The following is a 21,831-nucleotide window of genomic DNA, read 5'->3' on the forward strand; positions in this document are numbered from 1 at the left end:
CGTGAGCTCGATCGATTCGCCCCCGGCCGTGCCGGCACCGCTGGATCGCATCGACGCGGCACCGGAGCCGCGCACGCTGCTCGACATCCTCCGCGCCACCGTGCAGCGCACGCCGGAGGCCTCCGCTCTCGACGACGGCTCGGGAGCGCTCAGTTATCGCGAGCTCATGGCGCGGGTGGCTCGCACCGCCGCGCTGCTGCATGAGGCGGGCGTCCGCCGAGGCGACCGGGTCGGGGTGCGGATGCCCTCCGGCTCCAAGGAGCTGTACATCTCGATCCTCGGCGTGATCGCCGCCGGAGCGGCCTACGTCCCGGTGGATGCCGACGACTCCGACGAGCGGGCCCGGCTCGTGTTCGGGGAGGCGCACGTCCACGGCGTGATCGGCGAGGGCGGCGCCTACGTGCCTGCCGGCGCGGCCGGCGAGGAGCCCGCCGCCCTGTTCGGGGGCGCCGCGCCGCATCCGAGCACGCACGCGATCGTCACGGTGCCGCCGCCGACGATCGACGACGACGCCTGGATCATCTTCACCTCGGGGTCGACGGGGGTGCCGAAGGGGGTCGCGGTCTCCCACCGCTCCGCCGCCGCGTTCGTCGACGCCGAGGCGCGTCTCTTCCTCCAGGACGCACCGCTCGGCCCGGGCGACCGCGTCCTGGCTGGGCTCTCCGTCGCCTTCGACGCCTCGTGCGAGGAGATGTGGCTCGCGTGGCGCCACGGCGCGTGCCTCGTGCCCGCGCCGCGCTCGCTGGTGCGCTCGGGCGAGGACCTGGCGCCCTGGCTCATCAGGCAGGCGATCACGGTGGTCTCGACCGTGCCGACGCTCGCCGCGATGTGGCCGGCCGACGCGATCGAGAACGTGCGCCTGCTCATCTTCGGCGGCGAGGCCTGCCCGCCGGAGCTCGTCGCGCGGCTCGTCGCCGACGGCCGCGAAGTCTGGAATACGTACGGCCCGACCGAGGCCACCGTGGTCGCGTGCGCGGCGCTCCTCGACGGAGAAGGCCCGGTGCGCATCGGTCTCCCGCTCGACGGCTGGGCGCTGGCCGTCGTCGACGGTGACGACCGTCAGGTCGAGCCGGGTGGCGTGGGCGAGCTCATCATCGGCGGAGTGGGGCTCGCCCGGTACCTCGACCCGGTCAAGGACCTCGAGAAGTACGCACCCATGCCGACGCTCGGGTGGGAGCGGGCGTACCGCTCGGGCGACCTCGTGCGCTACGAGCCGGAGGGCCTCCTCTTCCAGGGTCGTGCCGACGACCAGGTCAAGGTCGGCGGCCGGCGCATCGAGCTCGGCGAGGTCGAGAACGCGCTGCAGGAGCTTGCGGGGGTGACGGCCGCGAGCGCCGCCGTGCGCACGAGCGATGCGGGCGTCCCGGTGCTCGTGGGATACCTCGTCGTCGACGGTGAGCTCGACCGCGCCGCTGCGCGCGGCCACCTCGCCGAGCGCCTCGCCGCCGGCGTCATGCCGCTGCTCGCCATCGTGCCCGACCTGCCGGTGCGCACCTCCGGCAAGGTCGACCGTGCCGCCCTGCCGTGGCCGCTGCCCGACCTCGACATCCCCCGCGCCGACCTGAGCCCCGACGAGGCATGGCTGGCCGACCAGTGGCAGGCGGTGCTCGGCCTTGCGGTCCCGGATCGCAAAGCCGACTTCTTCGACCTCGGCGGCGGTTCGCTCGCCGCGGCGCAGCTGGTCTCCCGGATCCGTGGGCGTGTCCCCGACTTCTCCGTCGCCGACATCTACGACGTGCCGCGCCTCGGGGCGATGGCCAAGGCGCTGCAGCCGTTCCTCTTGCGAGAAGAGGCGGGGGATTTCCGGATGCCGGAGCCCACGCCCCGTGCCACGCAGTGGGTGCAGTCGCTCCTGGGCGCGCCGCTGTTCATCCTCTCGGGTGTCCGCTGGCTCCTCTACCTGCTGACGGCCGGGGCGATCCTCCAGCTGTTCCCCGGATTCGAGGCGCTGCCCGCGGCGCCGTGGTGGCTGCTCATCATCGGCCTCGTGCTCTTCGCCACGCCGTTCGGCCGCATGGCGATCGCCGCAGCATCCGCTCGCCTTCTCCTGGCGGGACTGCGTCCCGGGGACTATCCGCGCGGCGGCTCGGTGCACCTGAGACTGTGGCTCGCCGAGCAGATCTCGGATCAGGTCGACGCCGTGGGGCTGGCCGGCGCGCCCTGGGTCTCGTACTACGCGCGCGCCCTCGGCGCCCGCATCGGCACGGACGTCGACATGCACACGCTGCCGCCGATCACCGGGATGCTGAAGGTCGGCGATCGCGCCTCGATCGAGCCGGAGGTCGACCTCAGCGGCTACTGGATCGACGGCGACCTCGTGCGCATCGGCGAGGTGCGCATCGGCGCCGACGCGACCGTGGGCACGCGCAGCACCCTCGCGCCCGGCACGCGGATCGGCCAGCGCGCCGAGATCGCGCCGGGATCCGCCGTCTTCGGCCGCGTGCGCGCGAACCAATCCTGGGCCGGCTCGCCGGCCGTGCGCGTCGGCGGCACGAGCGAGGGCTGGCCCACCGAGCGTCCTCGGGCCGCGCGCCGGTGGCTGTGGGCGTACGCGGTGTCGGCCGTGGCCTTGGGGCTCCTCCCCCTCGTGAGCTTCGCCGTCGGGGCCGTGGTCCTCGCGTTGGGCATGCGCGGCGCTCCCGACCTCGGCAGCGCCCTCGGCGCGGCGCTCGTGTGGCTCGTGCCCGCGGTGCTCGTGACAGGGGTCGTCTATGCCGGCGCTGTCGTGCTGGGCGTCCGCCTCGCCTCGATCGGGCTCCATGAGGGCACGCACGCCGTGCGCAGCCGCGTCGGGTGGCAGGCCTGGACCACCGAGCGCCTGCTCGACTCCGCGCGGACGGTCCTCTTCCCGCTCTACTCGAGCCTGTTCACCCCGGTCTGGCTGCGCCTGCTCGGGGCGCGGGTCGGACACGACGTCGAGGCATCCACCGTCCTCCTCATCCCGGCGATGACCCGCATCGAAGACGGTGCGTTCCTCGCCGACGACACGATGGTCGCGTCCTACGAGATGCGCGGCGGATGGCTGCGGCTCGGTGAGGTGCGCATCGGCAAGCGTGCGTTCCTCGGCAACTCCGGCATGGCCTCGCCCGGCCACACGGTGCCGAAGGACGGCCTCGTCGCCGTGCTGTCGGCGGCGCCCGTGAAGGCGAAGGCCGGCTCGTCGTGGCTCGGCTCGCCCGCGACGCGCCTGCGCCGCCAGCCGAACGAGAGCGACGCGAGCCGCACCTACAACCCTCCGGCCTCGCTGCGGGTCGCGAGGTCGCTGTGGGAGATCTGCCGGTTCATCCCCGTCGTCGTCACGTGCGGCCTCGGCCTGCTCGTGCTGTTCGCGCTCGCCGCGCTCGTCGACACCGTCGGCCCCTGGATCACGCTCCTGCTGTCGGGCTTCGTGCTCCTCGGCGCGGGCGCGGTCGCCGCAGGCATCTCGACAGCGGCGAAGTGGCTGTTCGTCGGCCCGATCCATGCGGGGGAGCAGCCGCTGTGGTCGAGCTTCGTGTGGCGCACCGAGGTGTCGGACACCTTCACCGAGATGCTCGCCGCGCCGTGGTTCGCGCGCGCCGCCGCCGGCACGCCCGCGCTCGCCGTGTGGCTGCGCAGCCTCGGCGCCCGCATCGGGCGCGGCGTGTGGTGCGAGAGCTACTGGCTGCCCGAGCCCGACCTCGTGACGCTGGGGGAGGCATCCACGGTGAACCGCGGGTGCGTCGTGCAGACGCACCTGTTCCATGATCGAATCATGAGCATGGACACCGTCGAACTCGAACCCGGTGCGACGCTCGGACCGCACAGTGTGATCCTTCCGGCCGCCTCGATCGGGGCCCACGCGACCGTCGGCCCCGCGTCGCTCGTGATGCGCGGCGAGAGCGTGCCCGTCGGCTCCCGCTGGAGCGGCAACCCGATCGGACCGTGGCGCGCGGTCAAGGTGCGCGCGTACCAGTCGACGTCGTGACCGGCCCCGATCCGTACACGCCGCAGAGCGGCGACGCGTCGTTCGACGTCGTCTCGTACGACCTCGACCTGCGTTATCGCGTCCACACGAACCGCCTCGAGGGCACCGCGCTCATCAACGCGGTCGCGACCCAGCGGACCCGCTCGGTGCGGCTCGATCTGATCGGCCTGCGTGCGTCGCGGGTGCGGGTGGACGGCGACGCACGGACGAAGTTCACTCAGGATGCTGCGGGCCTGCGCATCACGCCGCCCCAAGCGCTGGAGGTGGGCGAGGAGTTCTCCATCGAGGTGCGCTACGCCGGTGCGCCGCGGCCCCGGCGCTCGCGGTGGGGCACGATCGGGTGGGAGGAGCTGGAGGACGGCGTGCTGGTCGCGTCGCAGCCGGTCGGCGCGCCGACCTGGTTCCCCTGCAACGACCGCCCCGACGACCGTGCGAAGTTCCGCATGGCGATCGCGACCGATCCGGAGTACACGGTCGCGGCGACCGGGGTCCCGCAGCCGCCTGCCCGCATCGGCGGGCTCACCCGCTGGGAGTTCGTGTCGGAGGTGCCGACGGCGACCTACCTTGCGGCCGTCCACATCGGCCCGTACCGCGAGAGCGCGATCGGACCCGTGCGGCTGATGGCGCCGGCGCCGCTCGTCACCGCCGCCCGGCGATGGTTCTCCGACGTGCCGCGCATCCTCGACTGCTTCGAGGAGGCGTTCGGGCCGTACCCGCAGGAAGGCTGCACGGTCGTCGTCACCGCAGACCCCCTCGAGATCCCGCTCGAGGCGCAGGGACTCGTCGTGTTCGGCGCGAACCACTTCGAACCCGAGGCCGCACGCCTGGTGCCCCACGAGATCGCCCACCAGTGGTTCGGCAACAGCGTGGGCGTCGAGCGGTGGCGCGACATCTGGCTCAACGAGGGATTCGCGTGCTACGCCGAGTGGCTGTGGTCGGAGGCCTCCGGTGGCGACGACATCGCGACGCTCGCCGACCGGCACCACGCGCGTCTCCGGGCGCTGCCGCAGGACCTCGTCATCTCGGACCCCGGCCCCGCGCTCATGTTCGACGACCGCGTCTACAAGCGCGGCGCGCTCACGCTGGAGGCGCTGCGCCGCACGGTCGGGGCGGAGGTGTTCGCCGACCTGCTGCACACATGGGTGCGCGAGCACCGGCACGCGCTCGCCACCACCGAGGCGTTCCGCGACTGCGTCGCCCGCATCGCGGGCCCGGCGGCGGCCGAGCTCCTCGCCGCATGGCTCGACTCCGCGCCCCTCCCGCCGCTGCCGCCCCGCCCGCCGGCACCCGCGGTGCGACGGTGGCTCAGACTCCCGGGCTCCCGGGACTGAGGATCGCGACGCTCACGAGGATGCCCGGCGGCCCGGCCGTGTCCCATCCCGTGTAGGCCGCTCCGTCGGGGACGGTCGCCGTCCAGCCGTCCGCGGCCTGGGCCACGACAACCGTCGAGGGCTCCACGCGGAGTCCCCGGCCGTCGGCCTTCAGCGCGGCCTCGACGCGGATCCACTCCCGCGCGCTCGCCTCGCCGTCGCCGAGCACGCCGGACATGCCGGCCGCGTCGCGGCGCGCGTCGTGCTCAGGCTCGGCGTCGATGCCGAGGGCCGCAGCATCTCGTGCCGCAGCCACGGCCGCGATCGCATACCCGCCCGCGTACGTGACCCCTGCCAGGAACGGGGCGTGCGAGACGGCCACCGGGCCGTGCGGTCCGCCGCAGCGGGGGCACGGATTGCTCAGTTCGGCGCCGGCGGGCAGCATCGCCCGCAACAGTCGCCACGCGTGCTCGCGCCGTGGCTCACCGGGCGGCACCTCGACCCACGCGATGTCGACGATCGACCTCGCGGGCGCCATCACACCTTCGGCTCGTGTGTCTCGATCGTCACGATGCCGGAGCCCGGGTTCTCGACCGACAGGTGCACGACGGAGAACGCGGCGGGCTCGAGGGCCGAGGCGCTGCCGAGGTACGACCCCCGGAGGGTGCCGGTCGCGAGGGCGAGCTCGCTGAGGATGTCGGGGAGCACCGGCCCGTGACTGCACAGCACGGCGGGCTTGCGCGAGCGCACGCGCTCGCCGATCACCGTGCGGGCGTCGGACTTGCCGTCCTCCCAGGCGTCCTGGCTGATCAGCTTGGTGGTGTCGATCTCACGCCCGATGGCCGCCGAGAGCGGTGCGACGGTCTTGACGCATCGGGCAGCGGGGCTCGACACGATCCTGCGAACGCCGAACGCGACCAGGGGACCTACGATCGAGGCCGCCTGCTTGCGGCCGCGGGCAGCGAGCGGCCGCGCGGCATCCTTCCCGTCCCATTCCTCGCGCCCGAGCGCCTTGGCGTGCCGGAGGGCGACGATCGGGAACGTGCGCAGCACGCGCTCGTCGACGAGCCGCAGGAAATGCTCCATGATCTCGGCGTCGACGGGGTAGCTGAGCCGCTTCAGCGCCTTCTTCGGCGAGACCCATTCGATCGCCGCGATCTCTTTGTTCGGGACGAAGGCGGACGCGCGGATGGCGGCATCCGTCGCCTCGGCCGCCCAGTAATGGACGATCTTGGTGCGCTTGCTCGGCAGCCGGTAGCGCGACACACCGACGGGCACGCCGAGGGCGACACGGATGCCGGTCTCTTCGTGGATCTCGCGCACCGCGGTCTCGGCGAGCATCTCGCCGGGGTCGACCTTGCCCTTGGGCAGCGTGACGTCGCGGTACTTCGTGCGGTGGATCAGGAGCACCCGGAGCTTGTCGTCGACGACACGCCAGACGACGCCCCCGGCCGCGTAGACGGCCGTCTCGGTCATCGCACCGCGCGTGCACGCCGGCGGCGCTGCACGTTGGTCATGGTCCGGTCCTGGAGATCGAGGAGCGGCTTTCCCTCCTCGCTCTGGTTGTGCCGCACCCACTCGCCGTCGGGACCGAGGTGCCACGAGCTCGTCGTATCGCTCATCGAGAGCGTGAAGAGGTCGTTGATCTCCTTGACGTGCGCCGGCGCCGACACGCGGACGAGCGCCTCGACTCGGCGGTCGAGGTTGCGGTGCATCATGTCGGCGCTGCCGATGTACACGATGGGGTCGCCGTCGTTGTGGAAGACGAAGATGCGCGAGTGCTCCAGGTAGCGGCCGAGGATCGAGCGCACCGTGATGTTCTCGCTCATCCCTGCGACGCCCGGCTTCAGCGAGCAGATGCCGCGGACGCACACCTCCACCTTCACGCCGGCCTGGCTCGCCCGGTAGAGGGAGTCGATGATCTGCTCGTCGACCATCGAGTTGACCTTGATGCGGATGCCGGCGGGCTTGCCGGCCAGCGCGTTGCGCCGCTCCTTGTCGATGAGCCGCAGGAGGCCCTTGCGCAGGTGCAGCGGTGCGACGAGCAGGCGTTTGAACTTCTTCTCGATCGCGTAGCCGCTCAGCTCGTTGAACAGACGTGTGAGATCGCGACCGACCTGGTCGTCGGCGGTGAAGAGGCCGAAGTCCTCGTAGATGCGGCTCGTCTTGGGGTTGTAGTTGCCCGTGCCGACGTGGCTGTAGCTGCGCAGCACCCCGTTCTCCTCGCGGATGACGAGAGCGAGCTTGCAGTGGGTCTTGAGGCCGACCAGCCCGTAGACGACGTGGACACCGGCCTTCTCGAGCTTGCGCGCCCACACGATGTTGTTCGCCTCGTCGAAGCGGGCCTTGATCTCGACGAGTGCGAGCACCTGCTTGCCGGCCTCGGCGGCGTCGATCAGCGCCTCGACGATGGGGCTGTCGCCCGACGTCCGGTACAGGGTCTGCTTGATCGCGAGCACGTGCGGGTCCTTCGCCGCCTGCTCGAGGAACGCCTGCACGCTCGTCGCGAACGACTCGTAGGGGTGGTGCACGAGCACGTCGCCCTTGCGGATCGAGGCGAAGATGTCGGGTCGCTCGTTGTTGTCGCCCGGCTGGAACGCCAGCGCGGTCGTCGGCAGATGGGGCTTGAAGCGCAGGTCGGGACGGTCTATGCGCAGGTCGAACAGGCCGCGCAGATCCAGCGGACCGGGGAGGCGGTAGACCTCCTGCTCGGTGATGTCGAGCTCCTTGAGGAGGAGGTCGAGCGTCACGTCGTCCATGTCGTCGGTGATCTCGAGGCGGATCGGCGGGCCGAAGCGGCGGCGCAGCAGCTCGGCCTCGAGCGCCTGGATGAGGTTCTCGGTCTCGTCCTCCTCGATCACGACGTCCTCGTTGCGCGTGAGGCGGAAGGCGTGGTGGTCGAGCACCTCCATCCCGGGGAAGAGGTCGTCGAGGTGGCTCGAGATGAGGTCCTCGAGCGGCAGGTAGCGCACGGCGCCTTCGACGGGCGGCAGCTCCACGAAGCGCGGGAGCATCGGCGGCACCTTGAGGCGCGCGAACTCCTGACGCCCGGTGCGGGCGCTGCGGATCCGGATCGCGAGGTTGAGCGACAACCCCGAGATGTACGGGAACGGGTGGGCCGGGTCGACCGCGAGCGGCATGAGGACCGGGAACACCTGCGCCTGGAAGTAGTCGTAGAGGGCCTCGCGCTCGGACCGGTCGAGCGACTCGTACGAGACGACCTCGAGCCCGGCATCCGCCATCGCGGGCTTCACGAGGGACGTCCATGCCTCGGCGTGGCGCAGCTGCAGCCGGTGCGCCTCGGCCGAGATGTCGGCGAGCACGTCCGCGGGGGAACGCCCCACGTTCGTGGGGAGGGCGAGGCCCGTGACGATGCGCCGCTTGAGGCCGGCCACGCGCACCATGAAGAACTCGTCGAGGTTGCTGGCGAAGATCGCCAGGAAGTTCGCCCGCTCCAGCGTCGGCAGGTGGGGATCCTCCGCGAGCTCCAGCACGCGCTGGTTGAACGCGAGCCAGCTCAGCTCGCGATCCAGGTAGCGGTGGTCGGGAAGCTGCGAGTCGAAGACCTCGGAAAGGTCGAAGTCGTCGTCGTCCGCATCGCCCAGGCCGGCGTCGAGCACCTCGGGTTCGATCATCCCTTCATCATTGCAGGGTGACGTGACGAGAGTGTGAACGAAGTCCCGGGCCCGTGGACAGGTTCGCGCCGCCCGGTCAGGCGTCTGTGCGCTCGCGGGGGGCGGGTTCGGGCTCGTCCTCGTAGACGTTGAACCGGTAGCCCACGTTGCGCACGGTGCCGATCAGCTGCTCCATGTCGCCGAGCTTGGCGCGCAGACGTCGCACGTGCACGTCGACCGTGCGGGTGCCGCCGAAGTAGTCGTAGCCCCACACCTCGCTCAGCAGCTGCTCGCGGGTGAAGACGCGCGAGGGGTGCGTCGCGAAGAAGTGGAGGAGCTGGAACTCCTTGTACGTGAGGTCGAGCGGACGACCGTGCACCTTGGCCGAGTACGACGACTCGTCGATCGTGATCCCCGAGGTCTGGATGCGCGTCGAGACCTGCTCGGCCGACTGACGGCCGACGGCGAGGCGGATGCGGGCGTCCACCTCGGCGGGACCTGCGGTGAAGAGGATGACGTCGTCGACGCCCCAGTCGGGGGAGACGGCGGTCAGGCCGCCTTCGGTCACGATCAGCAGGAGAGGGGCGTCCAGGCCCGTCGTGTTGAGGATCTTGCACAGCGACTTGGCGCCGACGAGGTCGACGCGGGCGTCGACGAAGATGATGTCGGCGCTGGGCGCGTTGACGAGCTGGGCGGGCTCAGCGGGGATCAGGCGCACGCGGTGGCTCAGCAGTTCGAGCGAGGGCAGGACGGGGCCGCCTCCGTGTGTGGAACTGAGAACCAGGAGCTGTGCCAATGGATCGCCTTCCCGGCGCAGGGGGGTGCGCCGCGAACCCCAGTGTAGGGCGTGGGGGAGGAGCGTTCGGCCCGCATGTCCTTCGCGGACACGCCCATCACCCGAGCCGCAGCGCGTGCGCCGCGTGGATTGTTGCGCGATGATGGGACGCGTGGCCGTGCCTGAACTCGCCCCTCGTCGCACATTCGGCGGCATCGTCGCCGTGTGGGTGCTCGCGGCCGTGATCGCGATCGTCGTCGGCATCTTCGCCACGCCGGACTGGCGTGCGGCGTGGCTGGGCGTCGGATTGGGCGGATGCCTCATCGCGGGGTTCGCGATCCAGCTCTGGTCGGGCCGGTCCCAGGGGTTCACCGAGCGCGTCGCGGCGAGCGTCCTCGGCGCCGCCCTCGTGATGGGCGTCATCAGCCTGGGGTTCGGACTTGCCGCTCTCGTTCCCGGCTAGACTCCCTCGTATGGATACCGTCGCGCTCGAACTGTTCTTCGTGGGCCTGCTCGGTCTGGCGTCTCTGGCGATCGTCTTCGTCTCCGCCGTCGTCGTCAAGAACCTCTACCGCGGCCAGCGCTGACGGGTCCGGTCGTGCTCGACATCCCGACCGACCTTCCGGCGGAGCTCGTCCCGCTGTCCTGGCTCATCGGAGTGTGGGAGGGCACCGGCGTCATCGACTACGGTGACCACGCCTACACCGGCGAGTTCACGCACCGCGTGAGCTTCAGCCACGACGGCGGCGACTATCTCAACTACTCCGCCGACGCATGGCTGCATGATGCGCAAGACCCCGAGAAGCGCACGCGCCTCGTGGCAGAGCTCGGCTACTGGCGTCTCGCACTCACGGCGACCGACGCCGACGCCGGCCCTGGCCTCCTTCCCGCGCTCGCCGCGCCGGTCGTCCGCACCGCCGACGACATCGAGCAGCTGCGCAACGCCGACGGCGGGTTCGACCTCGAGGCGGCCCTCGTGCACGCCGACGGCGTGAGCGAGCTCTACCTCGGCCAGATCAAGGGTCCGCGCATCGACATCGCGACCGACGCCGTCGTGCGGCCCGCCGGCGCGAAGTCGTACGCGGCCGCGACCCGCATGTACGGGCTCGTCGACGGCCACCTGCTGTGGGCATGGGACATCGCCGCCCTCGGCTTCGAGCTCGGCGCGCACGCGTCGGCACGACTCGCGCGGGCCGAGTGATGACCGGCCCGTTCTCCGCTGTTCCCGGCGCCGTCGTCGACGACACCGGGCTGCAGCACGTCGGCAGCCCGCTCGTCGAGCAGCGTCGGCTCGCCGCCGGAGCCGCGCTCGCGCCCCGCGCCGACCGCGCCGTCATCGCCGTCCCCGGTGAGGACCGCTTGACCTGGCTCGACTCGCTGTCGTCGCAGGCGCTGACCCGCCTCGCCCCCGGCGTGGGCACCGAGCTCTTGATCCTCGACCCGCAAGGACACGTCGAGCACGCGGCATCCGTCGTCGACGACGGAGAGACCACCTGGCTCATCGCCGATCGCGCCGACGTCGAGGGACTGTACGACTGGCTCCGCAAGATGCGGTTCCGTCTGCGCGTCGACCCGCGCATCGCCGACGACGAGTACGCCGTGATCGGCGGCACCGCCGCAGCGCTCGAGCGCATCTCGCCGGCGGCGCCGGCAGGGCTGCCCCTCGTGTGGCGCGACCCGTGGCCGTCGGTCACCCCGGGCGGTCACGCCTACGCGCCGGTCGAGCCGCACCCCGGCGCCGATCGCGATTGGGCCGAGGCGATCGTGACCCGCGACGAGGAGACGCGGATCGCGGATGCCGCGGCCCGTGGCGAGGTCGAGCTCGCAGGCCTGACCGCAGTCGATGCGCTGCGCGTCGCGGCATGGCGACCGCGCTGGACGACGGACGTCGACGAGCGCGCCCTGCCGCACGAGCTGGACTGGCTGCGCACCGCGGTGCACCTCGACAAGGGCTGCTACCGCGGGCAGGAGACCATCGCCAAGGTGCACAACCTCGGGCACCCGCCGCGGCGTCTCGTCGCGCTGCAGCTGGACGGCTCTGGCAGCGTGCTGCCCGAGCACGGCGCGGCCGTGCGGCTCGGCGACGACGCCGTCGGCATCGTGACGTCGGCGGCGCTGCACTACGAGGAAGGGCCGATCGCGCTCGCGGTCGTGCGGCGCACCACGCCCGTCGACGCCCCGCTGACGGTGGACACCGCCGACGGCCCGGTCGCCGCGGCGCAGGAAGTGGTCGTTCCGCCGGACGCCGGCGCCACAGCGAACGTGCCTCGGATCACCCGGCTGTCGCGCCGCGCGGCGGCCCAGTAAGGGACTCGGCGGTGAGCGGCGACGGCGAGACCGCCGCGATCACCCAGGTCGTCCCCACGGGCTGGCGCGCCCGGCTCGATCTGCGCCCGCAGCTGTCGCGCGTGCGCGGGTCGGCGCTGGCCATCGTGCAGATCACGGTCGCCGCGGCCGCGGCGTGGGCCTTCGCGCACTACGTCGTGGGGCATCCGGCGCCGCTGCTCGCCGCGACGGTCACCATCACCAGTCTCGGCCTGGTGCGCGACGCCCGCCCGCGGCGCGTGCTCGAGACGGTGGTCGGGATGCTCGTCGGCATCCTCGTCGCGGAGGGCTTCGTCGTGCTCGTCGGACCCGGCTGGTGGCAGCTCGCGCTCGCCCTCGGGGTGACGCTGCTGGTCGCCCGCTTCCTCTCGCCCTATCCGCCGTTCGCGATCATGGCGGGCGTGCAGGCGTGCATCGTGATGTCCCTGCCGGCGACGGAGCCGTTCTCCCGGCTCATCGACGGCGCGGTGGGCGGCGTCGCCGCCCTGGCCGTGACCGCGCTCATCCCGCGCAACCCCCGCAGGGAGGAGGCGCGCGACGGGCACGCGGTCTTCGCGGCCGCGGACGCCGCGGCGCGCACCATCGTGCAGGCGCTGCGGCGGGGCGATGCGCTCCGGGCCGCCCGCGGCCTCGAGAAGGCGCGGGCGATCGCCCCGCGCATCGACGAGTGGCGGGCCTCACTGGATTCCGGACTCGCCGTCGCCGGGTTCTCACCGTGGCTGCGCCCGCAGCGGGCCGAGCTGCGCCGGCACCACGCGGTGCTGCAGGCGATGGACTTCGCCACCCGCAACCTCCGGGTCGTCGCCCGGCGGGCGGTGTACCTCTGCGATGACGGTCGGCGACGTCCGGTGCCCGCCGAGGTGCTCGCCGAGCTCATGCGCGCCGCGGAGCTGGTGGGCGAGAGCCTCGACGACATCGCGCTGCAGCCGGCAGCACGTGAGGCGGTGCGCGCGGTCGCCGTGCGCCTCGACCCGGCGCAGATCCTCCCCGACGGTTCGCAGGGCGAGCAGAACCTCATCACCGCGATGCGGCCGTTCGCGGTCGACCTCCTCACCGCGACCGGCATGTCCTCCACCGAGGCGCGTGCGGTGCTGCCCCGCGTGTGACGGACCGCGCGCCGCGGCTCAGCGCGGGGCCACGGCATCCCACGGCACGGTGACCTCGCCGAGGCGCCACCGCGACCGCTCGAGGACCGGCCAGCCGCCGTCGACCAGCGCCGACAGCGCCGTGCGCCAGCGATGCACCGGGCCGAAGGGGGACACGCTCGCCGCGCGCTCCCACTCCGCGTCGAGGGCCGCGAGGAACGCGTGCACGGGCTCGCCGGGGACGTTGCGGTGGATGAGGGCCTTCGGGAGCCGCTCCGCGGCGATGGACGGATGCTGCAGCCCGGCCAGCCGCAGCGACACCGTCAGCGTGCGCGGCACGGCGTCGGGGCCGAGCGCGACCCAGGTCGCGATGCGGCCGATCTCGTCGCACGTGCCCTCGACGAGGAGTCCGTCCCGCGCGAGGCGCGCGCACATCGTCGCCCACGCTGCCGCGACCTCCGACTCGTCGTACTGCCGCAGCACGTTGAACGCCCGCACGACGGCCGGGCGTCGTCCGCCGGGGACGGGCACCTCGAAGCCGCCGCGCCCGAAGGACACGTGCGCGTCGGGGGCGAACGACGTGCCGCCCGCGCGCACCTGCTCGAGCTGGGCGCGCGCCCGCGCGACGCGCGCGGGGTCGATCTCCAGTCCCAGGACCTCGACGTCCGCCCGGGCACGGACGAGGCGCGCGTACAGCTCCAGCGCCGTCACGCCGCTCGCGCCGTAACCCAGGTCGACCACGAGCGGATCGGCGGCGCGGCGCAGCGCGGGATGCCGCGCGATCCAGCGGTCCACGCGTCGCAGCCGATTGGTGCCGGTGGTGCCGCGCGTGATCTGCCCGACCGGTCCCCGCGCCATGCCTCCATGATGCCAGCCGCACCCGTCACAGCAGCGGGAGGCGGCACGCGGCGCGGATATCATGGGGCGCATGACCGCGCCCTACACGCTGATCCTCCTCCGACACGGCCAGAGCGAGTGGAACAAGACCAACCAGTTCACGGGCTGGGTCGACGTCCGCCTCACCGACCAGGGCAAGGCCGAAGCCCAGCGCGGCGGCGAGCTGCTCGCCGAGTCCGGCATCCTTCCCGACGTGCTGCACACCTCCGTGCTCAGCCGCGCCATCCAGACCGCCGACATCGCCCTCGACGCCGCAGACCGCCTCTGGATCCCCGTCAAGCGCTCGTGGCGCCTCAACGAGCGCCACTACGGCGCTCTGCAGGGCAAGGACAAGGCGCAGACCCTCGAAGAGTTCGGCAACGACCAGTTCATGCTGTGGCGTCGCTCCTTCGACGTCCCGCCGCCGCCTCTGGCCGCCGACGACCAGTACAGCCAGGTGGGCGACCCGCGCTACGTGGGCATCGACGGCGAGGTGCCCGACACCGAGTCGCTCAAGATCGTCATCGACCGCATGCTGCCGTACTGGCACAGCGACATCGTTCCCGACCTCAAGGCCGGCAAGACGGTGCTCGTGACGGCGCACGGCAACTCCCTGCGCGGCCTCGTGAAGCACCTCGACGGCATCAGCGACGCCGACATCGCCGAGCTCAACATCCCCACGGGCATCCCGCTGGTGTACCGCCTCGACGAGAACCTCGAGCCCCTCGGACCGGGCGAGTACCTCGACCCCGAGGCCGCGGCCGCCGGCGCTGCCGCAGTCGCGAACCAGGGCAAGGCCTGATCTCAGAGACCGACGGAAGAGCGGATGCCTCCCCACGAGGCATCCGCTCTTCCTTTTCTTCGCCTTCGCAGCGGCAGCCCCCCAGCTGCAGGCCGCGTGACGGGCTCTAGAGGGACGGGGCGACGACGTCGATCGTGTCGGTGCTCGACGTCCAGTCCCCGGTCGACAGGTAGGCGACCTTCTTCGCGACCGAGACCGCGTGGTCGCCGAAGCGCTCGTGGTAGCGGCTGGCCAGTGTGGCATCGACGGTGGCGGACGGATCGCCCTGCCAGCTGTCGCTCAGCACCTTCTCGAACACCGAGACGTGCAGCTCGTCGAGCTTGTCGTCGGCGTTGCGGATCTCGTCGATGAGGTCGCCGTCCTGCGTGCGCAGCAGCTCGGTGAGCTGGCGTGCCGCCTCGACGTCGAGTTCGCCCATCTTGAGGAACGTGGACTTGAGGCCCTTGGGGATGGCCCGCTCGGGGAAGCGCATGCGGGTGAGCTGGGCGATGTGCTCGGCGATGTCGCCCATGCGCTCGAGCGACGCGCTCATTCGCAGCGCGCTGACGACGATGCGCAGGTCGCGGGCGACCGGCTGCTGGCGGGCGAGGATCTCGATGGCGAGCTCGTCGAGCTCGACGGCCTTCTCGTCGATGACCGCGTCGGCCTCGATGACCTCCTCCGCGAGCGCGACGTCGCTCGTTCCGAACGCCCGCGTCGCCTTGTCGATGGCGATCGTGACGAGCTCGGCGATCTCGACGAGACGCCCCTGCACGTCCTCGAGGGACTGGTGGAAGACTTCGCGCATTCCGACGCACCTTTCATGGATGGGGGAGCTTTCGCCCGCGCCCCGGCCGATTGTCGTCAGCGAAGGTTAACGGACGGTGCCCCCGTGGTGAACAGTACCGGGCGCGGGTGCCCGGGTCCCCGTCGCGGTCCATTGTCCCGCGCGACGTGCCCCTACGCTGGAGGCATGGACACGACGCAGCTCGCGCTGCTCGCCCTCCTCGCGGGGATCATCATCGGCGGTTCGATCTCCGCCGTCGTCGTCGCGTCGATGCGGGCGCGTGACCGCGCGCATGCCGAGGGTTCGATCGAGATCCCCGACGGCGTGCGCGGCGTCCTTCATGGCATGGACGATGCCGCCGTCGTGGTGGACGCGTCGTTCACCGTGCTGGCCGCGTCCGCTCCGGCCGCGGCGTTCGAGCTGCTCGAAGGCGGCACGCTCCCCACCGACGAGCTGCGGACCCTCGCGCGCCGCGTGCGGACCACCGACGCCGAGGTCACCGAGGCGAGCGCGACGGAGACGATGCGGCTGCGCCGTGGCGCCCCGCCGGCCGAGCCTCGCCTCGTGGCCGTGCGCGCGTCGCGCATCTCGCCCCGGCTCACCCTCCTCGTGCTGCGCGACATCTCAGAGCGCGAACGCGTCGAGGAGATGCGTCGCGACTTCGTGGCGAACACGAGCCACGAGCTCAAGACACCCGTCGGCGCGGTGAGCCTGCTCGCCGAGGCGATCGAGTCGGCGGCAGACGATCCGCCGCAGGTGCGGATCTTCGCGACGCGGCTGCAGGCGGAGGCCAACCGGCTGGCGCTGCTGACCTCGCGCATCATGAACCTGTCCCGGCTGCAGGCTGCGGACGAGCTGACGCAGCAGGACGTCTCCATCGATGAGGTCGTGGCGTCGGCCCTCGACGCGCACGCGATCCAGGCGGACTCCGCCGGCGTCGAGGTGATGCGCGGCGGCGCGCGCGGTCTCTACGTGCATGGCGATGCACAGGTGCTGAGCGAGGCGGTCGGCAACCTCATCGCCAACGCCATCGCGTACTCGCCGCGGGGCTCGAGCGTCGGCGTCGGCATCAAGGCCGTCGACCGCGTCGTCGAGATCGCCGTGACGGACCGCGGCATCGGCATCGCCGAGGGCGAGCAGGACCGCGTCTTCGAGCGCTTCTACCGGTCCGATCCCGCGCGCGCCCGCCGCACCGGCGGCAGCGGGCTCGGCCTCTCCATCGTCAAGCACGCGGTGCAGCGGCACGGCGGCGAGGTGCGCCTGTGGTCGCGCCCGGGCCGTGGGTCCACGTTCACGATCCGCCTGCCCCAGATCGACGCGCCCGACCTCGAACCGGTGCCCAAGCGCGGGCGCAAGAAGAAGCGGCCCGCCGCTGAGGTGACCGCCGCCGAGGCTGCGTCAGTCGACGCGGAGGTGGCGCCTGCCGCCGTCGCGGCAGCGCCTGCCGCCGCTCCGGCCGCGAAGAGCGCTCCGGTCGCGAAGAGCGCTCCGGCCGCGCCCGCGGTGAAGCGGGCCGCTTCCGCCCGCGCGGCCAAGCCTGCGGCACCTGCCCGCGCGGCCACGTCCGCTGCGCCCCAGACTCCCGTCGGTCCTGCCGGCGGTCACAATGCCGCATCCGTCGCGAATGGAGACCCCGCATGACCCGCGTCCTGATCGTCGAGGACGAGCCAGACCTCGCCGACCCGCTCGCCTACCTCCTTCGTCGCGAAGGCTACGAGGTCGAGATCGCCGAAGACGGCCCGACTGCGCTGACCGCGTTCCGCGAGCGCGGCGCCGACATCGTGCTCCTCGACCTCATGCTGCCCGGAATGCCGGGCACCGAGGTGTGCCGCCAGATCCGGGTCAACTCGGCCGTGCCGATCATCATGCTGACCGCCAAGGACTCCGAGGTCGACATCGTGGTGGGCCTCGAGCTCGGCGCCGACGACTACGTCACCAAGCCGTACTCCGCCCGCGAGCTGCTCGCCCGTATGCGCGCCGTGCTGCGACGGTTCTCGCAGATCGACGCCGACCTCGAGGACCGCGTGCTCGAAGGCGGTCGCGTCGTGCTCGACATCGACCGTCACACCGTCGCCGTCGAGGGCGGCGAGATCAACATGCCGCTCAAGGAATTCGAGCTGCTCGAGGTGCTCATGCGCAACGCGGGCCGCGTGCTCACGCGGGGCCAGCTCATCGACCGCGTGTGGGGAAGCGACTACTTCGGCGACACGAAGACCCTGGATGTGCACATCAAGCGGATCCGCTCCCGCATCGAGAAGAACCCCGGCTCGCCGGAGATGCTGGTGACCGTGCGCGGCCTCGGCTACCGCTTCGAGGGCTGAGGCACCGCAGACGAAAGAGGGCGCCCCGGGTGGGGCGCCCTCTTTCGTCTGCGCGAGCGTCGCTCAGGGAGCGAGCGGTGCGAGGTAGTCGAGAGTCCCGTCCAGCACGGGCACCGAGACGAGCGCGCCCTCGGAGTCGCCGGACTGGAAGAACGTGGTGATGTCGGTGCCGGGAAGGGCGTCGAGGTCCTCGACGAGCAGCGGCTCGTCCTCCTCGGAGCCGAGGCTCACGGTCGTGTTCGCGGGCACCCGCACGGTGAGCGTCGGGCCGCCCTCGCCGAACTCGATGTTGAGGGTCTGCGAGTCCTCGGTCTGGTTGATCAGGGCGGCGACGAAGTTGCCCTCGGACCCGTCCTCATTGGCGACGATCTGGGCGTTGCGCACTTCGACGGGCCCGGCCTCGTGGACGTTCGTGCCCTCCGCCGCGGAATACGGGATCGTGGTCGCCTGCGGCGAGATCATGCTGCAGCCGGTCGTCGTGAGGACGAGTGCGCCCCCGATGGCCAGCGACGCGATGAGGCGGCGGTTCACGGATCCTCCATAAGACGGCTGACGGTTCTCCAGCATTCTAGGGGCTCGCGATGCACCGCGCGGAGCACCGCCTCGGCCGGAGGGCGGAGAACCTTAGCGTATTTCGCCTGTGGTATCCTGGAGGTTGCCGAAAGGACATAACTCCATGCTTTTTGAGGTTGGCGAGACGGTCGTCTACCCCCACCACGGGGCGGCTACGATCATCGAGGTCAAAGACCGGATCATCAAGGGCGAGACGAAGAAGTACCTGAAGCTCAACGTCACGCAGGGTGATCTCATCATCGAAGTCCCCGCAGAGAACGTCGACCTGGTCGGCGTCCGAGACGTCATCGGCAAGGAGGGCCTCGACAAGGTCTTCGAGGTGTTGCGCGCTCCGTTCACGGAGGAGCCGACCAACTGGTCGCGCCGCTACAAGGCGAACCTCGAGAAGCTCGCCTCCGGTGACGTCATCAAGGTCAGTGAGGTCGTGCGAGACCTCTGGCGCCGCGATCAGGACCGCGGCCTGTCGGCCGGAGAGAAGCGCATGCTCGCCAAGGCGAAGCAGATTCTGATCTCCGAGCTGGCCCTGGCGGAGAAGACCGACGAGGAGAAGGCGAGCGTTCTCCTCGACGAGGTCCTCGCGAGCTGAGACTCCTGGAACGGCGCCCCGATGGGGCGCCGTTCTGCTGTGCGCACCCGATTCCGGCCGGCCGGACGCGCACGGCGCCGCCCGCCGATCGCGATAGCGTGAACGGGTGAGCATCACTCCCGTGCCGCGCGTCGGCGTCATCGTCGTGGCCGCCGGATCCGGCACCCGACTGGGCGCCGGAGCGCCGAAAGCGTTCGTCGGCATCGACGGGAGCAGCATCCTGCGTCACGCCCTCGAGGGCGTCTTCGCCGCCCCGCTCGCGCAGGTCGTGATCGTCGCCCCCGCCGGGCGCGAGGGCGACGCGCTGAGCGAGGCACTGGCCACCGCGGGGGACCGGCGCGAGCTGGTGTCGGTGGTCGCGGGCGGCGACACCCGCCAGGCCTCCGTGGCCGCCGGTCTCGCAGCCCTGTGGGCCGACGTCGAGGTCGTGCTGGTCCACGACGCGGCACGCGCCCTCACCCCGGCCGAGGTCTTCGAGCGCGTCATCACCGCGATCGGCGGCGGCGCGGTCGGCGCGATCCCCGTGCTCCCGGTCATCGACACGATCAAGCGCGTCGCGGGTGACGAGATCGTCGCCGCGGTCGACCGCGCCGAGCTCGCCGCGGCGCAGACGCCGCAGGCCTTCCGGCGAGACGTGCTCGACGCGGCATACGCGGCCGCCACGACGGAGTTCACCGACGACGCCGCTCTGGTCGCCGAGGCCGGGCATGCCGTCGCGGCCGTGCCGGGGCATCCGCTCGCCTTCAAGATCACCACCGCGGCGGACCTCGATCGCGCGCGCCACCTGATCGCCGGGCCCGCACCGCACGCCGCGGCACACCTCGGCGGTGCGCCGGCGCTTCCGCGCGTCGGCGTCGGCACGGATGTGCACGCGTTCGGCGGCGAGGGGACGCTGTGGCTCGCGGGACTCGAGTGGCCGGGTGAAGCGCCGCTGTCAGGGCACTCCGACGGCGACGCCGTCGCGCACGCGATCGTCGACGCCCTGCTGGCGGCCGCGGGCCTCGGTGACATCGGCACGCACTTCGGCACCGATCATCCCGAGTACGCCGGCGCGCACGCGGGCGCGTTCCTGACGCGCACCGTTGCGCTCCTCGGGGAAGCGGGCTGGCGCGTCGGCAACGTCTCGGTGCAGGTGCAGGCGAACCGGCCGCGATTCTCCGCACGCCGCGCCGAGGCCGAGCGCGCCCTGTCGGCCGCACTCGGCGGCGCGCCCGTGTCGGTCTCTGCGACGACGACCGACGGTCTCGGGTTCACCGGGCAGGGCGAGGGGGTCTCCGCGTTCGCCGTCGCCCTCGTCGTCCCGGCCTGATCGCTCCGCGGTCGCCGGGCGTCAGAGCGTGCGCGTCATGAACACCGAGAACGGGTCGAGCGCGTAGTCCTCGAAGGGACCGCAGACGACGAAGCCCTCGCTCTCGTAGAGGCGCTGAGCGGCGGCGAAGTCCTCGGTGGTCCCCGTCTCGAGCCACAGACTCGACATGCCGCGCCGGCGGGCGTCGTCGACGATGTGGCGCAGCAGCGCGCGGCCGACGCCGGTGCCGCGGAACCTGTCATCCGTGCGCATCGACTTGATCTCGCCGCGGTCGGCGTCGAGCGCCTTCAGCGCGCCGACGCCCGCGAGCTCGCCGTCGGTCCACGCCGTCCAGACCGAGAGGGACGGATGCCGCAGCGCATCGATGCCGAGCGCATGCACGCTCTCGGGGGGAGAGGTGTCGTGCATCCCCGCCAGGTGCAGGGCGATGAGGCGCCGGGTGGCGTCGCCGCTCAGGTCGTCGGTGCGGATCTCGATGGTGCGCTGCATGTCGCGCCCAGTGTGCCACGCGCCGGTTTCGGCCGTGTTTCCCGTCGTCGGCCCGGCTTCACGCCTCGACGGCGTAGGGAGCGGGGTCGCGCGGCGACCGGGATCCCCACGCCAGGAGGGCGAGCCCGGCGGCGAGCACCACGAGCCCCACGATCGCGAGTGCCGACAGCCGCTCGCCGAGCACGACGATGCCGAGCACGCTCGCGGTCAGGGGCTCGCCGAGCGTCAGCGTCGCGGCGGTGGCCGCAGTGAGGCCGCTCAGGCCCCACGTGAACAGCACGTACGCGATGGAGATGGTCGCGAGGCCCAGCCACAGGGCCATCACCACACCTGACGTCGTGCCGAGCCACGAGAGGTCGACGAAGGGGAGCGCGAAGGCGCAGATGATCGCCGAGCTGGCGCCCATGGCGCCGACGACCGTGAAGGGATCCCAGCCATCGTCGAGCAGGCGCCGCTGCGCGTTGGCGATGACCGCGAACGAGGCGCCCGCGCCGATGGATCCGAGCAGTCCCAGGGGATCCGTGCCGCCGGCCGCTCCGGCCTCGCCGCCGAAGCCGAGCAGCACGACGCCGATCGTCGCGAGCGCCGTCGCGCCCATCCACGTCGGTGTCGGCATCCGTCGCGTCAGCGCCCACTCCAGAAGGCCGGCGAGGATCGGGGCCGAACCGAGGGCGACGACCGTGCCCACCGCGACGCCGTTGCGTGCGGTGCCGAGGAAGAACAGGGGCTGGTACAGCGCCAGGCACGCGCCTGTCAGCACCATGAGCAGGACGGGCCGGACGCCCCAGCGGGGCCGCACCGCATCCGCCGGCAGACGTCGGGAGTGCCGCGCGGCGAGCGAGAACGCGATGATCGCGAGTCCGGTGCCGCCGATCACCATGCGCATGACACCGATCGACAGGGGAGTGGTGCCTGCGGGACCGAGCGCCTGCGAGGTGCCGGTCGTGCCGAACAGGAGCGCGGCGGCGAGGACGGCGAGCACATGCACCTCCCGTTTATATCCGAATCGGCGCCCTCCGCCGGAATTCCCCCCCCAGGCTCACTCACTCAGGGT

Annotated in this window: 20 protein-coding genes; 11 read left to right on the plus strand and 9 right to left on the minus strand. The window is 72.0% G+C overall.

The window, feature by feature from the left end:
* Position 1: 1 nt before the first annotated feature.
* Together Q9R33_RS05135 and Q9R33_RS05140 are read left to right on the plus strand one after the other, a co-directional pair.
* Positions 2–3,946, plus strand: a complete 3,945-nt coding sequence (locus tag Q9R33_RS05135; protein WP_311293064.1) for a Pls/PosA family non-ribosomal peptide synthetase — start codon at positions 2–4, stop codon at positions 3,944–3,946.
* Positions 3,943–5,277 (plus strand): M1 family metallopeptidase, encoded by a 1,335-nt coding sequence (locus Q9R33_RS05140; RefSeq protein WP_311293065.1) that lies wholly within the window; start codon positions 3,943–3,945, stop codon positions 5,275–5,277. Before Q9R33_RS05135 ends, Q9R33_RS05140 begins: the two co-directional genes overlap by 4 nt.
* Here Q9R33_RS05140 and Q9R33_RS05145 read toward each other — a convergent pair.
* The 4 genes from Q9R33_RS05145 to Q9R33_RS05160 all read right to left on the minus strand — a co-directional run bounded on the left by Q9R33_RS05145 (position 5,252) and on the right by Q9R33_RS05160 (position 9,666).
* Positions 5,252–5,794 (minus strand): hypothetical protein, encoded by a 543-nt coding sequence (locus Q9R33_RS05145; RefSeq protein ID WP_056369475.1) that lies wholly within the window; start codon positions 5,792–5,794, stop codon positions 5,252–5,254. The two genes, Q9R33_RS05140 and Q9R33_RS05145, sit on opposite strands and share 26 nt — an antisense overlap.
* Entirely contained in the window at positions 5,794–6,732 is a 939-nt protein-coding gene (locus Q9R33_RS05150) for an NUDIX domain-containing protein (protein WP_056369476.1), read from the minus strand. Before Q9R33_RS05150 ends, Q9R33_RS05145 begins: the two co-directional genes overlap by 1 nt.
* Entirely contained in the window at positions 6,729–8,891 is a 2,163-nt protein-coding gene (locus tag Q9R33_RS05155; RefSeq protein ID WP_056369478.1) for an RNA degradosome polyphosphate kinase, read from the minus strand. Before Q9R33_RS05155 ends, Q9R33_RS05150 begins: the two co-directional genes overlap by 4 nt.
* A 76-nt stretch (positions 8,892–8,967) precedes the next feature.
* Positions 8,968–9,666, minus strand: a complete 699-nt coding sequence (locus Q9R33_RS05160; RefSeq protein ID WP_045298087.1) for a response regulator transcription factor — start codon at positions 9,664–9,666, stop codon at positions 8,968–8,970.
* A 151-nt stretch (positions 9,667–9,817) separates the two neighbouring features.
* Between Q9R33_RS05160 and Q9R33_RS05165 the strand changes: the two genes are divergently transcribed.
* From Q9R33_RS05165 to Q9R33_RS05180, 4 genes are all read left to right on the plus strand, one after another.
* On the plus strand, positions 9,818–10,108 hold the full coding sequence (locus Q9R33_RS05165) for a hypothetical protein (RefSeq protein WP_310292522.1): 291 nt from the start codon (positions 9,818–9,820) through the stop codon (positions 10,106–10,108).
* Positions 10,109–10,243: 135 nt separating this feature from the next.
* On the plus strand, positions 10,244–10,846 hold the full coding sequence (locus Q9R33_RS05170) for an FABP family protein (RefSeq protein WP_311293066.1): 603 nt from the start codon (positions 10,244–10,246) through the stop codon (positions 10,844–10,846).
* Complete coding sequence (locus Q9R33_RS05175) at positions 10,846–11,952, plus strand: glycine cleavage T C-terminal barrel domain-containing protein (protein ID WP_311293067.1); 1,107 nt, start codon at positions 10,846–10,848, stop codon at positions 11,950–11,952. The genes Q9R33_RS05170 and Q9R33_RS05175 overlap by 1 nt, the downstream gene beginning before the upstream one ends.
* Before the next feature lie 11 nt (positions 11,953–11,963).
* On the plus strand, positions 11,964–13,076 hold the full coding sequence (locus Q9R33_RS05180; protein ID WP_200919487.1) for an aromatic acid exporter family protein: 1,113 nt from the start codon (positions 11,964–11,966) through the stop codon (positions 13,074–13,076).
* 18 nt (positions 13,077–13,094) lie between these two features.
* Here the strand turns inward: Q9R33_RS05180 and Q9R33_RS05185 are convergent, their stop codons facing one another.
* Positions 13,095–13,913 (minus strand): class I SAM-dependent methyltransferase, encoded by an 819-nt coding sequence (locus Q9R33_RS05185; RefSeq protein ID WP_311293068.1) that lies wholly within the window; start codon positions 13,911–13,913, stop codon positions 13,095–13,097.
* 70 nt (positions 13,914–13,983) lie between these two features.
* On the opposite strand from Q9R33_RS05185, the gene Q9R33_RS05190 reads away from it, so the two are divergent.
* Positions 13,984–14,733: a phosphoglyceromutase gene (locus Q9R33_RS05190; protein WP_056369484.1), complete on the plus strand. Its 750-nt coding sequence runs from the start codon at positions 13,984–13,986 to the stop codon at positions 14,731–14,733.
* 106 nt (positions 14,734–14,839) lie between these two features.
* Here Q9R33_RS05190 and phoU read toward each other — a convergent pair whose 3' ends face one another.
* Positions 14,840–15,520, minus strand: a complete 681-nt coding sequence (gene phoU / locus Q9R33_RS05195) for a phosphate signaling complex protein PhoU (RefSeq protein ID WP_045298109.1) — start codon at positions 15,518–15,520, stop codon at positions 14,840–14,842.
* A 165-nt stretch (positions 15,521–15,685) separates the two neighbouring features.
* Here phoU and Q9R33_RS05200 point away from each other — a divergent pair, with 165 nt between their 5' ends.
* Both Q9R33_RS05200 and Q9R33_RS05205 read left to right on the plus strand, forming a co-directional pair.
* Positions 15,686–17,140, plus strand: coding sequence for an ATP-binding protein (locus Q9R33_RS05200; RefSeq protein WP_311293069.1), 1,455 nt, complete (start codon positions 15,686–15,688; stop codon positions 17,138–17,140).
* Positions 17,137–17,820, plus strand: a complete 684-nt coding sequence (locus tag Q9R33_RS05205; RefSeq protein WP_056369486.1) for a response regulator transcription factor — start codon at positions 17,137–17,139, stop codon at positions 17,818–17,820. Before Q9R33_RS05200 ends, Q9R33_RS05205 begins: the two co-directional genes overlap by 4 nt.
* A 63-nt stretch (positions 17,821–17,883) precedes the next feature.
* Here Q9R33_RS05205 and Q9R33_RS05210 read toward each other — a convergent pair whose 3' ends face one another.
* A complete protein-coding gene (locus Q9R33_RS05210) occupies positions 17,884–18,351 on the minus strand; it encodes a DNA modification methylase (RefSeq protein ID WP_157549650.1) in 468 nt (155 codons plus the stop codon).
* Positions 18,352–18,496: 145 nt separating this feature from the next.
* On the opposite strand from Q9R33_RS05210, the gene Q9R33_RS05215 reads away from it, so the two are divergent.
* Together Q9R33_RS05215 and ispD are read left to right on the plus strand one after the other, a co-directional pair.
* Positions 18,497–18,979 carry a CarD family transcriptional regulator gene (locus Q9R33_RS05215; protein WP_045298114.1) on the plus strand — a complete coding sequence of 161 codons (483 nt, stop codon included), beginning with the start codon at positions 18,497–18,499 and terminating at the stop codon, positions 18,977–18,979.
* Between the two features lie 106 nt (positions 18,980–19,085).
* Positions 19,086–20,288 (plus strand): 2-C-methyl-D-erythritol 4-phosphate cytidylyltransferase, encoded by a 1,203-nt coding sequence (gene ispD / locus Q9R33_RS05220; RefSeq protein WP_311293070.1) that lies wholly within the window; start codon positions 19,086–19,088, stop codon positions 20,286–20,288.
* Positions 20,289–20,309: 21 nt separating this feature from the next.
* Here the strand turns inward: ispD and Q9R33_RS05225 are convergent, their stop codons facing one another.
* Both Q9R33_RS05225 and Q9R33_RS05230 read right to left on the minus strand, forming a co-directional pair.
* Positions 20,310–20,777 carry a GNAT family N-acetyltransferase gene (locus Q9R33_RS05225; RefSeq protein WP_311293071.1) on the minus strand — a complete coding sequence of 156 codons (468 nt, stop codon included), beginning with the start codon at positions 20,775–20,777 and terminating at the stop codon, positions 20,310–20,312.
* Between the two features lie 58 nt (positions 20,778–20,835).
* Positions 20,836–21,765 carry an EamA family transporter gene (locus Q9R33_RS05230; RefSeq protein WP_310245488.1) on the minus strand — a complete coding sequence of 310 codons (930 nt, stop codon included), beginning with the start codon at positions 21,763–21,765 and terminating at the stop codon, positions 20,836–20,838.
* Between the last annotated feature and the right edge of the window lie 66 nt (positions 21,766–21,831).

The organism is Microbacterium sp. PRC9 (assembly GCF_031844125.1).
Lineage (GTDB): Bacteria > Actinomycetota > Actinomycetes > Actinomycetales > Microbacteriaceae > Microbacterium.